The 15,057-nt window shown below is 56.5% G+C and carries 8 protein-coding genes; 1 reads left to right on the top strand and 7 read right to left on the bottom strand.

The features are described 5' to 3' along the window. The first annotated feature begins 268 nt into the window (after nucleotides 1–268). Nucleotides 269–1,642, top strand: coding sequence for a DUF1501 domain-containing protein (locus tag OSO_RS0124280; protein ID WP_010585666.1), 1,374 nt, complete (start codon nucleotides 269–271; stop codon nucleotides 1,640–1,642). Between the two features lie 532 nt (nucleotides 1,643–2,174). Here the strand turns inward: OSO_RS0124280 and OSO_RS44915 are convergent. The 7 genes from OSO_RS44915 to OSO_RS0124245 all read right to left on the bottom strand — a co-directional run bounded on the left by OSO_RS44915 (nucleotide 2,175) and on the right by OSO_RS0124245 (nucleotide 14,999). Next, nucleotides 2,175–4,172, bottom strand: a complete 1,998-nt coding sequence (locus OSO_RS44915) for an SUMF1/EgtB/PvdO family nonheme iron enzyme (RefSeq protein ID WP_010585665.1) — start codon at nucleotides 4,170–4,172, stop codon at nucleotides 2,175–2,177. A gap of 96 nt (nucleotides 4,173–4,268) precedes the next feature. Beyond that, the gene (locus OSO_RS0124270) at nucleotides 4,269–5,225 is read right to left on the bottom strand and encodes a DUF4339 domain-containing protein (protein ID WP_157605421.1); all 957 of its coding nucleotides are present in this window, start codon (nucleotides 5,223–5,225) and stop codon (nucleotides 4,269–4,271) included. Between the two features lie 77 nt (nucleotides 5,226–5,302). Further along, nucleotides 5,303–6,307, bottom strand: coding sequence for a DUF1559 domain-containing protein (locus OSO_RS0124265; protein ID WP_010585663.1), 1,005 nt, complete (start codon nucleotides 6,305–6,307; stop codon nucleotides 5,303–5,305). A gap of 237 nt (nucleotides 6,308–6,544) precedes the next feature. Beyond that, complete coding sequence (locus tag OSO_RS0124260) at nucleotides 6,545–8,710, bottom strand: DUF7133 domain-containing protein (protein ID WP_010585662.1); 2,166 nt, start codon at nucleotides 8,708–8,710, stop codon at nucleotides 6,545–6,547. Next, on the bottom strand, nucleotides 8,707–11,904 hold the full coding sequence (locus tag OSO_RS0124255) for a PA14 domain-containing protein (protein WP_010585661.1): 3,198 nt from the start codon (nucleotides 11,902–11,904) through the stop codon (nucleotides 8,707–8,709). The genes OSO_RS0124260 and OSO_RS0124255 overlap by 4 nt, the downstream gene beginning before the upstream one ends. A 156-nt stretch (nucleotides 11,905–12,060) precedes the next feature. Then, on the bottom strand, nucleotides 12,061–12,900 hold the full coding sequence (locus tag OSO_RS44910) for a (5-formylfuran-3-yl)methyl phosphate synthase (protein WP_010585660.1): 840 nt from the start codon (nucleotides 12,898–12,900) through the stop codon (nucleotides 12,061–12,063). After that, on the bottom strand, nucleotides 12,897–14,999 hold the full coding sequence (locus tag OSO_RS0124245) for a DUF2079 domain-containing protein (protein WP_010585659.1): 2,103 nt from the start codon (nucleotides 14,997–14,999) through the stop codon (nucleotides 12,897–12,899). Before OSO_RS0124245 ends, OSO_RS44910 begins: the two co-directional genes overlap by 4 nt. Between the last annotated feature and the right edge of the window lie 58 nt (nucleotides 15,000–15,057).

The following is a 15,057-nucleotide window of genomic DNA, read 5'->3' as shown; positions in this document are numbered from 1 at the left end:
TTCCGCGATATTCCGAACAAATGACGCCCTCGACCGATGTCGTCGGGTTGGTGTGAACGCACCGTTTTCCAAGTCGAGACGATCCGTCCGGCGGGTATGCTATCTTTCGTTTTTCGACCCGGCAAGCAACATCCTGGGATAAATGCCACCGAGGTTTGCGGCGAGACCTCTTGTTCTCAGGTACTGGAACGAGTATCACTAAAGCATCAATAACTGCTGATGCGCCGCCCGCCTGACCGCTCCCGCCGAATTCTATCGAGGAACCTGTATGACCTTTCCTCAAGTGTCGTTTGATCGCCGACAGTTTTTGCAAGTTAGCGCCGCTGGCGTCATTGGATCGTCGCTTCCCCTTTCAGGTCGTGCGATCGCGAATCCGACTTCGGGAACAGGAAGAGCAAAATCGGTCCTGATCGTGCTCTTGAGCGGCGGCCCGGCTCAGCTGGATACGCTGGATATGAAGCCGAACGCCCCCGCCGAGATTCGGGGTGAGTTCTCTTCCATTGATACGGTGACTCCCGGGGTTTCCGTGTGCGAGCATTTGCCGCGGTTGGCTCAGCAAATGGATCGCTGGTCTGTTGTGCGAACGATGTCGCACACCGAACACAATCATCTGCTGGCGACCCACGTGGCTCTGACAGGCCGTCCGACGCCCATTCCTCGCGGTGGCAGCGATTTGGATCGTGTCGAATCACGAAACGACTTTCCGAACTTTGCCGCGGCGCTGGATGTCCTTCGTCCACGAAGCGACGGCATCCCGAGCGGTGTTTCATTGCCCAATTATCTGATTGAAGGACCCCTGACCTGGCCCGGCCAGCATGCGGGATTTCTTGGCCCCAAACACGATCCATGGCAGATCAACCACGATCCCAATGATCCAAACTTCCGTATCGATTCGCTCAGTCTACAACCGGGGGTAACGTCGTCACGTTTGGTCTCGCGTCGCCAACTGCTTGAGGATCTGAATTCGAACCGTCTTGCTCCCGCAGCCAAAGGGCGGACGAGTGCATTTGGCGAACAGCAGGATCTGGCATTTTCGCTGCTGACGTCGGATCGCGTTGCGCGGGCGTTTGAGGTGAATAGCGAGGCTGCCGAAGTTCGTGATCGCTATGGTCGCAACAAGTTCGGACAATCGCTGATGCTGGCGCGTCGATTGGTCGAGGCGGGCGTGCCGATCATTCAGGCGACCATGGGAATCGTGCAAACCTGGGATACGCACGTCGATAACTGGGGCCGCATGAAAAACACGCTGCTGCCACAGTTGGATCAAGGACTCGCCGCCCTCATGGACGATCTGTCCGCGACAGGCTTACTCGATCAGACGCTTGTCGTTGTCATGGGCGAATTCGGACGCACCCCCAAGATTTCGACTCTGCCCGGCGAAGCCGTTGCCGGCCGCGACCATTGGGCTGCAACCTACTCAGGCTTGTTCGCCGGCGCCGGTGTCCGTGGTGGTCAGGCGGTTGGCCAGACCGATGCCATCGCCGCGTATCCTCTCAGTCAGCCCTGGTCCCCTGCCGATGTTTGCACAACGATCTTTGACGCATTGGGCGTCAGCCACGACGCACTCTTAGTCGACCCACTTGGCCGCCCCAACCACTTGCTGAACGGCCAGGTCATTGCACCGCTGTACGCCGGAGTTTGATTCGCCTTGCCCGTTGACTTGGGGGGGGGGGGGGGGGCAGAGTTGGCCTCGTCCGGAAATGGTCAGGCTTCAGGCATGATTTTGATCGAAAGCATGAGTGGTTCACGCCATCGTTGTGAGGCACGCCAAGTGTGGCCGCGGTCGTGTCATGCCTGAGTCTATGTGCGGACAGCACCAAGGAACGTACGCAAAGGTTGTCGCGAAGCCTTTTCTTTGCGTCATTGTGCCTTTGCGTTGATGTTTTCTCGTGAACTATTGCAGCTCGAAGAAGGGAACGCTAAGACGCGAAGACGCAAGGAAAACTGACCGACCGGACCCGTGAACCTCTCGAGTCTTGTTCTGCCTTAGTGTTCCGGTGGATGGGTTTGGAGGGCTTTGCCGAGAACCAGGGCATCCGGCGCTTCGCTCGTCAAAACTTGGGCGCCTGACCTGTGTATCCGTCCTGACAAATCAATACGTTGCGAGCGACGGATGAGGAGTCATTGGCGAGTCATTGCGATGACCTTTTGATCCTGTGATTCGGGCGCCCGACCTACTTCGTGTGTTCGCAGACGACACGGAAACCGATGTACGGACTGCGGCGGGACGGTGCCGTCGCCTGGATATCCTTTCGCGACGGGCCTGTGAATGCCCAATGCCAACCTCTGATGATTCGAAAATATCCCTTGTTTGGTCCTTGCGGGTTGTTTTTTTGTGAACTGCTATAGTAGTCGAAGCCATACCAATCAGAGCACCATTCGAAGACGTTTCCGCACATGTCACAAACCCCAAATGCATTGCTCGGATATGATCCGACGCGGGTGGTCGTCATGATTTTTCCATCTTCTCGCAGTCTTTTGCTTGCGATTTCTCCTGATGGATCGGAATCGTCCCAGAATTCATTTAAAGGAATTGCACCGCGCCGGCCTGCGCGACACGCATACTCCCACTCGGCTTCTGTCGGAAGTCGATATCGACGATTGACTTCTTTTTCCGCGTCGCGCTGCGTGAGACGACGACAGAACTCGACTGCGTCGTACCAGGAGATCTGTTCTACGGGATGCTGAGACGTGTCCGCGGATTCCATCAAAGCTCGTCCCTCACCCGTCTCCGAGTGCCAACTGGGATGCTGGCCCATGATGTTGGCGTATTCACTTTGAGTGACCTCATATTTTCCGAGGTAATAGGCCTGTGGAATTGTGACGTGATGGCTTGGTGCCTGCGGAGGTAATGGGACGCCGCGATTGGGGACTCCCATTTCGAACTCGCCTGCGGGAATCAAGACAAATGTCATTCCAATCGAATTGAGAATGGGATTGTTTGTCAGCGGAGCGTCCGATCCCGACTTCGCGGTCGATGCGGGAGCTTCTTGTCGGAATGCTGGCTCACGACCGTCGATCGCACCCGCAAATCCCTCACCGATCTCCGTGGCGGGAGTCTCGCGAGAATGCATGGCGTCCCATAGACCACGATCAACGTCGTTCGAAACGAAACGGACCGCACCATCCATCATCACGACATTGACTCCGCCTTTGTGACGGCTTCGGGCTGCTGCTTGTTGATTCTGGTTGCAGTGCGCGCAGCAGGGCATTTCTTGCTGCTTCAGCTTGTCGCTTCCGTAGCTTTCGTGCAGGCGTTTGCAGTCAATAATATCGTCAGAATCATCGATCAGATTATTCGGTGCGCCCGCATCACCCACGATACCGTGGCCCCACGTGACACTCGCGCCGATCTGCCCCAGCGCCCAAGAGCCGCGTGTATCCATCGGGCTGACGCCGGCGCGGATTTCGTCAATCGCGACCGTGGTTGCCAAGCCGTTGTCGAAATCCGCGAACGAAAAGCACTTATTAAAACCCGCGACACCGTTACCCCAGAACTGAAACTCGCGTGTGGCGGGATCGCAGGTGAATTGCGACGCGTTCGGACGGGGATTGAAGAGTACTCCGGGAGTTTTAAAAATCCACTGGCTGCCGCCGTTGATTCCATAGTTTCCGCGTGCGAACGAGGCGGTCGTTCCATCGCCTCGTGTGAGTTCATACCGGTTATGCGAGCCATTCATGGCGTCTGCTGGGCACTTGAATCGAGCGATTTCTTGTTCTCGTCCATTGGCATTGCGTTCGTGAACAATCGGGGAATCGTTCGCGAACAACGTGGATTCCATTGCGTGATTCAGGGTGGGTAAGAGCAACTGGAGCCAGTTGGCGTGTGACACTTCGGGGGTACGAGGTTTTTCTTTGTCCCAAAAGAATTGCGAGAAATCGAGGCCCTCGGCTGACCAGGTTGCCGCGGGTGGCAATGTTTGAGAGATCTCGTGATAGGCCTGTAGTCCATGCCCCAACATACGAATGTTGTATTGGCAAGTGCGATGACGCGACGCTTCGCGTGCGGAAAGGATGACGCTTGGTAAATTGATGCCTGCGAGCGCCACACAGAAGATGCCAATGACGACGTCCGTTCTCGAAAGCCCCCGTCGTTGTGGAGTCAATCGTTTTCGTGTGCGTCCTAACTGGTGACGTGAATCACGCATTCCGGCAGAGAAACGTGTTCTCACGACAATTCCTCTCGTGTACAGGAGTCGCCATTCAAATGGATCGAGCGAGTGCTCGCGTGGGCCTCGTGGAATATCACGATTCCTGCGACGCGTAACTTATGTTGTTTCGATTGTGGAGTTGCGCCCGGATTTGCGATTCAGCAGGCCCTTGAAGAGCCAGGCGACGATTGCCAGATTTGCCGTCGTTAAGAGGACGGCCATGGCCGCTGTGACAGGTTCCTGAATGAACCATTGCAGTAACGAGGACGCTGCCATTGTTCTTGGGCGGTAGCCGCCAAGATTGCCGCCGTAGATGGGTTCCCCTTTACGAAGTCGATCGACATTGCGGATGTATTCGGTCAGTTTTGCTTCCGTTTGACTTGGTTCGCTACGGGCGTCATGAAACATCTTCGGCAGGCAATCGCGACTGGCCCAAAGCATCAGTTGAGCGGGCCGATTCGTCGAGGCGGCTTCCCGTTCCAACCGCGCGATGACCGGTTTGAGCTGGTCGCTTCCGCGTTGCGTGAATTCTTGCCACGTCGCATCGTTGGCGTGTGCCGTTCGATGTCCGTCGAGTTCCTTCCACACCGTGTGGATCGTTTCGTAAGGGTCTGCCGGCGAGGACCAGTTAAGCATGCTCGGGGTGACTGTCACGCGAAGCAAGAAGACGATTGTGACAGCCAGTACCAGGTATGCGGATACGGATCGGATCATGCCCAGCCGATCAGTGATTTCCAAACGCAATTCGAAGGCCAGGTCCGAGCACCATTCGCTCCAGGAGGCGGCCCATTCATACAGCCGGTTTTGTCGAGGTACGAACGGCGCGACGACGGTCGGCGATGCCTCTGGTTCGGTGGCCGATTCGTGGACGACAGGCGCATGCGCATCAATTTCGTTGACGGTTCCTGCGCCGACCCAAGTTCCGGTTTTACCCTTGCGGACAAAGTCGTCAGAGGTCAGCGTGCCTTTGCGTACCATTTGTCGCAGTCGGCTCAAGAGGACCGGGCCGACGACCTTCTCACCCGTTCGGTAGTACCAATGGACTGTGCCGTCTTCTTGTTCGAGGTGTGACACAGAATCCTCCGTCTTCGCGCTTCCGCCTTTGCAGGTCGGGAAATCGAATTGTCTTGGCTTCGACCAAAACCGTCCAATCAAAAGCTGGTTTGTCCGCCGTCTGCCCGCTGTCCGAGTGATCGATAGAGGGTGAGATCCATGTTTTCGTTGAGGAATTGGACCGAACCATCGGCCATGGCAAAGTGAGCACCTCCGTTGTGCCAGCTTCCAAAGACGCGTTGCTGACCACCGTGATGGGCTCCTTCGTAGACGGCACGATGCCTGCGAATATCTTCTTCCGTGTATTCGCCGTTCTGGGGAAAATTGATGGGGTCGCAAGTGGCAGAGATATTGAAAAGTGATGCGTGCAGGCGGGCACTGTCGGATCGAATCGCGGCCGACCAAGGCCACCAGGCATGGGACGGAGCGAAGCTGGCTTCCGTGCCGATGTATTTCGTTTCCCCAATCAGGATCGTGTTCGACGAACCATCTTTCAGATCCTTCATGGACATGCTGGAATTATGAAAGAAAACTCCATTGTCATAGAAGAGTCGTGGCAATTGGCCATAGATCGGGGCGGTCTGTTCGGCGGCATCGTCCGGCGTCCCGCCCCCCTGACAGGCGGCATAGTTGCTGGCTAAGCCACCGTGTCCACTGACATCGCTGGGGCACGAATATTTGTCGAGTGGACGAAACTGCTCGGTCAGATTGGGGGCAGAGGTTTGTGAAGTCTTGTCTTTTCGGACGGCAAACGTCGCTTCCATGTTGAACGCGCTGTACCGCGGGCTTTCGTCGAGATATGGGAGTAGTAGGACCGTCCAGGGTGCCCTTCCGTCCCTTAGTTCATCGCCATCGGGAACTTTGCCCGGGGGCACGGTCGTGGTGTGAACGCCGCCCGGCGAAAACAGGTTGAATGTCGAATGGTAATTCTGCATCGCAAGCCCGATTTGCATCAGCTTGTTTCGGCAGCTCAACCGCTGTGCGGCGACCCTCGACTGTTGGACGGCAGGCAACAGCAACGCAATAAGGAGCGAGATAATTGCAATCGCAACTAACAATTCAACAAGTGTAAAACCAATACGAGATTTGCTACGCAACGTCATGATGGTCACCTGTGAAAACGCGGATTGAGAAAATGTGTCGCCTGCGATTCTCCGTTACACGAAGCGCCTGAAGCGCGCATGAGAGCCTGAAGCAATCCAAATGTCGATTTTCTGCAGAGCGCAGGTCTGCTTCCACTGCAAGCAGGTGCAGCCGCTCTGAAGGCGTGTTGCGATGTGGTGTGCGTGAATCCTAATCAAGTGTGTTGAGAACGTGCAAGTCGAAGTGTCTTGTTGTGGCTATTTCTGATTGGATTTCTGATTGATGGTGTAGAATGCGTCAGGGTGAAGAAGTGTTGTGCCTGATTGCGACATCAGCCGGGGCAGGGTTAAGTGACAAACGTGACCAGACTCCATCCCTTCGACGGTGAAGCTCAACATGCGTCTGTCTGCCGAGACTTTCGGTTGGCGAACGGAAAGCAACTTTCGATCACGTTTGGGAGACCCGTATTGCTCCCAGTATTCATATCGGAATTGTTCGACCCGAATCGCGTTCAAGTTTGATTCGGCGTTGCTGGCCAGCGGCAACGTGAACTGAACGTCAAAGCCGTCCTGGGTGAGGGCCACGCGTTCCATTTCCATAGGAACAAGGCCGGTGAATTCGATTCTGGCGAGACCTTCGCCGCGGCCGCCGCCACCCCACCCGCGTGAGACGCGTGTCAAATACAAGCGGTCATCGGGGCCGAACGTCATCCGATTGACTGCTCCGACGCTGCGTCGAAACAGGAAACACGCCCCCTGGTATTCGCCGTTCACTTTTTCGAGTGCCAAGCGGACGATGGTTCCCTTCATCATGTCGCCGACGAAGAGTTGATCGGAGAATGGGCCAAATTGTCCTTTGGTTGTGTCGCAGACAAGATCGGTTGCAGACATGCAGAATTCCTCGTAGGGAATCCAGACGGCGGGGGGTGTCGGAGCGAGTTCCGCGCGACGACTGGCCTCTGGAGAATTGGCCAGCGACAATGACTGTCGGCTGGGCGGGCTGCCATAATAGTGATCGCGTCGAATGTGGTGGACGGGACAGGCTGCGACCCATTGTCCTTGATTGTCTGTCGCGAACAGGTCGCCGGTCGAGTTCCAACCGAGTCCATTGGCGCATCGAAGGCCAAAGCACCACGGCTCGAGATTGCCGTCGGGCGTGATTCGGACAATCCAACCACGAAGATCGGCCAGCGACGCATTCGAGCCACCACCCGTATCACTCAAGCAGAGCGATGTGTAATAGTTGCCTTCCGGATCTTGCTCCAGGTCCATGGCGTATTCATGGTAGTTTCCCGAGACTCCCCAGGCTTGGCTCAAATGTCGCACGGCGTCAACGACGCCGTCCTGGTCGCGATCCTGCAGTTGAACGAGACTGCCTCGTTGAACGACGCTGATGTCACCCTGAGGATTCACTTGAAGACCGAGTGCTTCATGCAGTCCCGATGCATACAGCGCATATCGTGCCTGGCTTGGATCGACATGCGTGATGCCGTCGACCAGGTAGACAAATCCCCGACGCGTCCCGACTGCCAATCGGCCATCGGGAAGGAATCGAAGTCCGCCGCCTTCGAGAAGGATTTCGTCGGGTGCCGGGATTTCCGTCAGGCGATAATACAGGTCCTCGGTCGCGGTTGCACCAACTGCGGCACGCTCGCGATAGCCGCTACTGCGTGTCTTATGGACGGGGAAATCGTGTTCGAGTGACGCGAGCAGTGACTCGGTCTGTTCCTTGCCGAAATCGGGTTGAAAGAAGAAATGGCACGGTTGACCGCTGAGTTGGATCTTGAGCACCAGGCGGTTTTTTCCGGGACGAAGTTTGAGGTCGACGACCTCCTGACCGGGATGCATCGATTCCGTTCGTGAATCATTCAGTAGCAGTGAGGTCCCGTTGAGCCAAAGAACAAATCCGCCGTCCGCACCGACAAAGACGGGGATTGTCGTTGCTTCCTGGCAGGTAATCGTGCGCGCCAGGCAAACCGTGGCCTTTCGTTCCAGTAGTTCGGTGCGAATGCCTTTCGTCGAGAGTGCTTGCGGGTAACCGTCGACGTACTGCGGCATTGTCTGCCAGGTCGCCGAGGTTCCGTCAATCAAACTGTATCGCTTGTTCGCCTGTGGATTTCGTTCGGGTTCCTGTACGACCGACAAGAATTGACTCAATGGAGCCAGTTGCTCCCAAGGGCCGAAAATCGGCAGGTTCAATTGTGTTAGGCGCGTCTCAAATGCGGCTTGTCGCAGCGACATTCGCGACGAATATGCCAAATCTTGCCGGTCGCGCCAGTGCTGGTACTGCTCGCAGATCCACGGATATGCGACCCAGGTCATGTTGCAACCCGTCCAGAGGACGATGGTCAACCAGAGGGCTCGAGAAGTCCACGTTCGCCGCCCTGAAGTGGTGGACGAGCCTTTTTCCGAGGTGTGCGTCATCGCGATGTTCCTTGGTGGCCTGGATCATTGCGATCAGAAGGAACCGGTGCACCTCGTTCTACACGCACGAAATCGAGATCAAAATTCTGTTCCATGGCCTCGGTGCTCGGGATCATCCGGAGCCAAACCTCGGACGATGATCCACTTCTGATCTGCTGGATGCGGGTCGTCCCCGTTGCGAATGTGCCTGGCTGACTTTCTCGAATCAACCAGTCATGAGAGATTTGTTGAATCCGAATCCATCCTTGAGACTCATCGTTTGGCAGATCGATGGAATGATCGTGACGGATTCCCGACATGGCGCGTCGCCAGACGGCGGCACCGGCGGGGACACGGTCCAGACGAATGCGGTGACGGAAGGCGACCGCGCCTCGTTCAGGGGTCGGTTGGACCCGTTCTTCGATTCGAAATCGCGTGCCAGCGTAGTTCGCTGACCAGATGACGCCAGCGGAGTCACGCGTGACAAACGATTCTTCGAATCGAGGTGCAGGAAGGATCGAGGGAATCATTTCTGAGTCGGCATCGGAAAGTCTCAGTTGTCCGTCTTCGTCATCGCGCCAGACGATTTTCCCCAGAATCACGAGTGCGTTTGCTTCGACTCCGCCCTTGCCTGATCCGGTCCAACCTTCATGATGCACGAAGTTTCCCTGCCAAACGCGTGTCATTTGACAGGTTTCCGTGTTCCAGGCGAAATTGAGTTTCGCAGGAAATCCTACCGCCAATCCTCGCAGGCCAGCGTGGGCTGGTAAGAACCCATACTCGAGCAAGGGGCGATCCGTTGGGGTCGGCGCTTCATGTTCGCCCGTCGTGACTTTGAGGTCACCGGAAATCGGCAAGAGAGGTTCATCGTGTTGCGGGCGGTGAGAGAGATAGTTCCAAAGTGCGCGGACTTGAGTCTCTTCTTCACCGTTAAGAACGGAGGGCGCGGAACTGCGACCACTCGAAAAAATACTGGGCATCCGGGTTCCTCGTGCCAACGCTTGCGGGGCGTGCAGCCACCTTCGAAACCACGGAAACCGAATTCTTTGTGTGGTTGTCGTCAGATCAGGGGCCCGTACTCCGCTCGCGCGGTGTTCGCCGAAATCGTGGCAGCCCAAACAGTTCAGGCCGGTTCGGCCGACAAGAAATCGGGCTGCGGAACGCTCGCCGTCGCTTCCGGCAATCGGCGTTTCAGAAATGGCGTTGGGGTCGACTCCATCCGTTCGAATGAGCAACTCAATCAACGATTCCACGTCGTCATGGCGATAAAGGGGCATGACCACGTCCAACCAGGGACGAACACGTTGATGATCGAGCAGAACGCGGCGCAACCAATTGGGACTGAGGTGTTCGCCGATGCCGTCGAGCGACGGTGGTGTGATATCGCGTAATGTCTTATCGCGGCCAAGTGGCCCGAACGCTTCGATTCGTAAGCTGAAGGCTGAAGTTCGTGCACCTCGCTCATGACAATTTGTGCAACCGAGTTGCTGTAAGCGCGTCTCCAATTGATTCAATGGAACGATGTCGGCCGTTCGATTCCCAGACCATTCCCGAAGCGTCCTGACGATTGCATCGCGGTCCGGCCGAGAGAATCCAAAATCCGGAACCCGCGGAGCTGGCGAATCGGAAAGACATCCTTTTTGGGGCCCCTTACCGTCCAACGTGGTACCAATCGCAGCGAGAGTCGGTGCCGTGGAGGATTCGCGTGGTCCATGGGGGGAGCGGTGACAATTCCGACATCCACGCGATTCAACGAGGTGCCGTCCAAGTCTGATCCGTTTCTGCAGCGAGTTCTCTCCGTCAAACGATGCGATCTCGGCGGGAGTCGTGACGAGTTCCCGAAACCGGAGTCGGACGTCGTCATCACCTGGAATGGAAATCGTTGTTTGCGGCGGTGTGGCTTCACCCGTTTTCGTGGCCATCAGGTAGGTGACAAGATCCTGGATTTCTTGCTCGTCGACTTGACGGAAATCGAGCGGCGGGTCGTGCCGGCGGGCTGATTGAGGCGAGGGCGCGTCGGAGCGAGAGCCCGTTAGATAGTCCCTCAGGCCTGCCGGTCGATACTTTGCGAAAAGTTGGTCAAGGGGAACCAGTTCGAGGCTGCGAACGGCATCAACGTCTGGGGAACCGGCAGGTGGTGAATTCTCGGTCGACTTGGATCGCGTCTCGTTCGGGGCCCAATGGCAGGCGATACATCCCCGCTGAGCGAATCGCGTTTGTACCGCGGCCTGTTGATCCGGGGTGATTTCAAGCGTTGCTGTCTCCGCGACTTCAGAGTCCGGCTGGTTCCGTTCGTGTGTCAGTGATTTCAGGAAGTCGGTCACCGCCGCGATCTCGATCACCGAAGAGTTCTGATCATTGAATGATCGAGGCATTCCCGAGTTGTGGCGATGTGAAATCGGGTTTGCCAAATGTTGTGCAAGCCACTGCCGTGGCACTCCGTCTGCGACAAGGTTCAGGGGCAACGTCTGTCGGGCCTGACGGAATCTGTCCTCTGTGGGGGGCATCTCAGGATCGTGGCAGGACGTACACTGGCTTCTGATGACAAGTTTCGTTCCCCGGTCGATTTCTGTGAATTCACGTTCGTCAGCGAGTTGGTGGGAAAAGGACGAGGGCATGATCGATTCTTCAAAGCCATCGGGAAGTTGCCAGAAGAGCCGCAAAATTGCAGGACGTTCCGCAATGGCAGAGAAGCGCGCGGTCATTGAGACCGTTCCCGAGGCGAGTTCAATCGGATCGCCCAGACGATCCACCGGAACGAGTGATGTTCCGCTGTCGATCGCAAGAACCTGGCGGTTGTCGATGCTCAGTTCGAATCGACCTGCGACGGTCGCCGAGAACCGATAGGTCCCGGGATTCGAAACCTCGAGTTGTCCGTGATAGGACGCATTCCACGGCGTCATTGACTTAGACGATGGGTGTTCGGGCGAAATCCAATGGGCCATTCGTCCGGTTGTTTGCCGCAGCGTTGCCTGACCGATTGTCGTTTCCACGATCAATCCAGGTGACCGCCGTTCGCCTGAATCGACCTCGTCCGCGACGACTTGGCTGACCAGAAGAGCGTGTGCGAGAACCAAGACTGTGAACGCGGTCAGCAGGAGGTTGTCAACTCCTTGTCGCGACAGCGTGGGAGCCGTCCCGGATTGTATTGCGGATGATGGCCGTTTCGAAACGGCCTGACCGACCAAGCCAATCAGGAACCGCTGTGCATTCATTGTTTGATCACCGTGAGCATCGTGGGTTCGCATCCTGTTGAAAAAAGGGAGGCAGGCACCTAGAAGTTCACGATGTCGTACGTCTGGCGTTTGGGTTTCCTGAAGTAGTCTACGGCGAGCCGTTCGCTTTTCAAGCTTATGACGTGGTGTCTTCTATTAGCGTGAGTGGGCATTGTCTGTGGTAGGGATGAACTGGTTCTTCAATTCGTGGCGGAATGCGTTGACTTGATTCGAATCCAGTTGTGATGTGCGTTCGGTATTTCGACACGCAGCCGAGCGGATGGCGATAACGTCGGCGGGAACGCCTGCGATATGTTTCAGTGAGTCTCGCGACAGCTTTCCCGCCAGTGCGAAAAAGAGCCCGGCTTGATGACAGTGGGCGGCCATCATCTTCAGGGTCGGGGGATCGAGAAAATCCAAGAGTGATCGACGTCCTTTCGTCCAGGTGTCGATCAACAGGCCGGCGCAGCCCGTCACTTGCGCCGCCTGAAGGACGTCTTCGATCGCGGGTGACTGGGCTTCGGCTGCATCGGCATACGCGACCGCAACCCAGGTCAACTTTGCGCCGGACTGCCGCTGAAACGCAGTTCGGACTTGATCCCAGATTTCACGCCAATCGGATTGCGACGAGCATCCACTCAGTCCCAGTTTGGCATAGGTGATTCCTGGGGGAAGCGAAGGAACCGGTTTCGATGAGTTCCAATCAAGAGCTTCTCCCAGTGCGGCGCTCAGTGGAGTGACACCCTGGGCAACAGATTCGATCGTGGCGATGTCTGAGATCGTCTCGATGTCTGACATGCCCAATGATCCCTTCAGAGGATCTTTGATATCGAGGATCTCGGCACCGCCAGCGAGTGCGGAATGTGCTTCATCGGCCGAACGGACACTGACGAGCAGGCGGGGGCGATCGGCGGAACCGAAGTTGAATGTCGTACGTCCCGTCGGTTCAATCGAACTTTTCGCTCGCGGCGCAACCCATTGGGGGCTGGCTGTCATTCTGCATCCTTTGGCTGACGTTTGAGTACGATAAAGTATCCCTCGGTGACATCCGGGATGACCTTCCAGCGATCGGGATGTTCGCGCAGTTCGGGAACTTCATTGGGGTGTTTGATGCGTGAGTAACGATGCTGGGTGTCGATGACCAGATAGTCGGTGTCATCAGGAATGCGTTTTCCTTCCCCGCTGACTTTCCGCTGATAATCGCTGTAGTCGTAGGATCGTTCGAAATGCGTATAGCGCGGGTGCACAAAATCGGTCGACGCGACGCGCGCAGTGTTTGGAATCAGGTCGGCAATCCGCGCGAACATCACGGCGCGCGGCGTGGGGCCATAGAGGCGTTGCCAGGACCAGCTCGAACCGGGGTCCCAAAACGTGGTGCTCAAAGGACTCAAGCTGAAGAAAATGCCCGTCGTGAGTGCGCTGCTCCAGACCAATGTCGGAAGTAGCGAAGACGTGATGATCGTTGGATTCGCGTTCGGAGCGGCTCGATTCACCAGAAATTCGATCAGGAAACGTGCTCTTGGAAGTGCCGCCGCAAGTGCCCAGAACAGAATGGCGACCAGTGGTGCGTGGAACTGATGTTGGGGAGTTCGCGATCCTTCCAGTTCGTTCAGGCACAGAATCCCGAACAGCGGCATTCCGACGGCGAGGCGACCGGGGGACAGCAGTGGAAGAAATGCAAGCGGGGCGAGTAGCGCCAGTCCATAGAGTGCCGTTTCTGCTGTCACGAGAGACTCAAATAGCAGCCCCGGCTGCGTGAGCATTGTCCGGACGATTTCTTCCGGCGATTTGCCAAACTTTGCAAAATAGCTGGCGTAATGCACTTCGCCGCCGGATCGAAACCAGGGCATGATCACGCGAGTGGCCAGCCAGAGATAGGCTACGCTGAAGACGCTGAGGCCGAGACCAAAGATGATTCGAGACTTCGTCGTGTTCAATGTCCAGCTTGTGGACCGTCCCGCGGTCAGCTCGTCGGGTTTGGGGCGACTGAGAGCAATCCACGAACCAAGCGGTCCCAGAATGAGCGAATAGTCCTCTTTGACGGTCAGGCAGAAGGCGATCGCGATGATTGTTCCAATAACCTGCCTGCGGTCCAATTGGTCGAGTGCGAGCAAGAGAAGTGGAATTCCGAACGACTCGGGCCGAAACGTTTTCAGGTCAATCTCGATGTCGAGGAACTGCATGGGAAAGTACAGCAAGTACGCTACCGCGGCCGCGAAGGCGACTCGATCCGATCCAGAATGACGCCGTGCCATCCAAAAGACTGGAAACGCTCCGCATGCCAGTGCCGCGGAACTACAGGCCTCGAGCAGCAGGTGTGACGGCCAGAGTGCATAGAGCGGGATCAGGAAAAGGTGGACGAATTGGATATGTTCACCCCAGAAAAGCCCTTGATCGAGGTAGCTGCGAAAACCCTTTCCGTGCAGTAGATTCCAGAGGTGCTCCTCATACATGACCGAGTCACCATGAGGAACAAGCAGGTTGAAATAAAGTCGCCAATTCATTGTCGTAAACACGACAAAGTACGCTCCACAGGCGAGCCACAGCCAGCCAATTCGAACTTGCGGCGATTCGCCAATCTGCTTTGCAGCTTTATTTGGCTCGCTGATCACCGTCCAGGTGGTGATCCATCCAGAGAGACACGCGGCCAGCCAAAACTGAGGCGTGACAGCCATCAGGCTGGCGATGCTCGTCCACCCAGCGGCATTTGCGATGATCCAAACCCACTCCCACAGATCGACTGCGATCCACCACAATCCACCGTACCAACCCCATCGGATGAACGCATCGAGTGGCGCGTCGTGGCGACGAATGATCAACCAGACCGATCCGCAAATCCATGAGCCCACTGCCACGGCCACGCATGGGACGAGCGTAAACCAGAACGGAAGTTCAATCGAATCGACTTGAGGTGCTGTCGAACGGCTGGAGGATGCCAGCGACATCCACGTCGGCAGGCTGATGAAATTCGACGAGAGCAGCCGAGACGACAAACAGGTCTGCCAATAGCCGCTGCAGAGAAACACGCCGAGCAGAATCACGGCAAATGTTCCCAGGAATCGACCTGTCGAATTGTGTGGGGTTGCGGACGACATCGCTGCATCGTAATTGGTCGACTTCGGTCGGTCGATGGACCGGTGTGGCAGAAACGCT

Origin of the sequence: Schlesneria paludicola DSM 18645, from assembly GCF_000255655.1 — a bacterium.
Classification (GTDB): Bacteria; Planctomycetota; Planctomycetia; order Planctomycetales; family Planctomycetaceae; genus Schlesneria; species Schlesneria paludicola.
Note: the sequence above shows the minus strand (reverse complement) of the source record. Positions and strands in the feature narration are given on the sequence as shown.

Bases quoted from the DNA above. Each gene is read 5' to 3' on its own strand.
- OSO_RS0124280 (WP_010585666.1), top strand. From the start codon at position 269: ATGACCTTTCCTCAAGTGTCGTTTGATCGCCGACAGTTTTTGCAAGTT.
- OSO_RS0124265 (WP_010585663.1), bottom strand. From the start codon at position 6,307: ATGACGTTGCGTAGCAAATCTCGTATTGGTTTTACACTTGTTGAATTG.
- OSO_RS0124260 (WP_010585662.1), bottom strand. From the start codon at position 8,710: ATGACGCACACCTCGGAAAAAGGCTCGTCCACCACTTCAGGGCGGCGA.
- OSO_RS0124255 (WP_010585661.1), bottom strand. From the start codon at position 11,904: ATGAATGCACAGCGGTTCCTGATTGGCTTGGTCGGTCAGGCCGTTTCG.
- OSO_RS44910 (WP_010585660.1), bottom strand. From the start codon at position 12,900: ATGACAGCCAGCCCCCAATGGGTTGCGCCGCGAGCGAAAAGTTCGATT.
- OSO_RS0124245 (WP_010585659.1), bottom strand. From the start codon at position 14,999: ATGTCGTCCGCAACCCCACACAATTCGACAGGTCGATTCCTGGGAACA.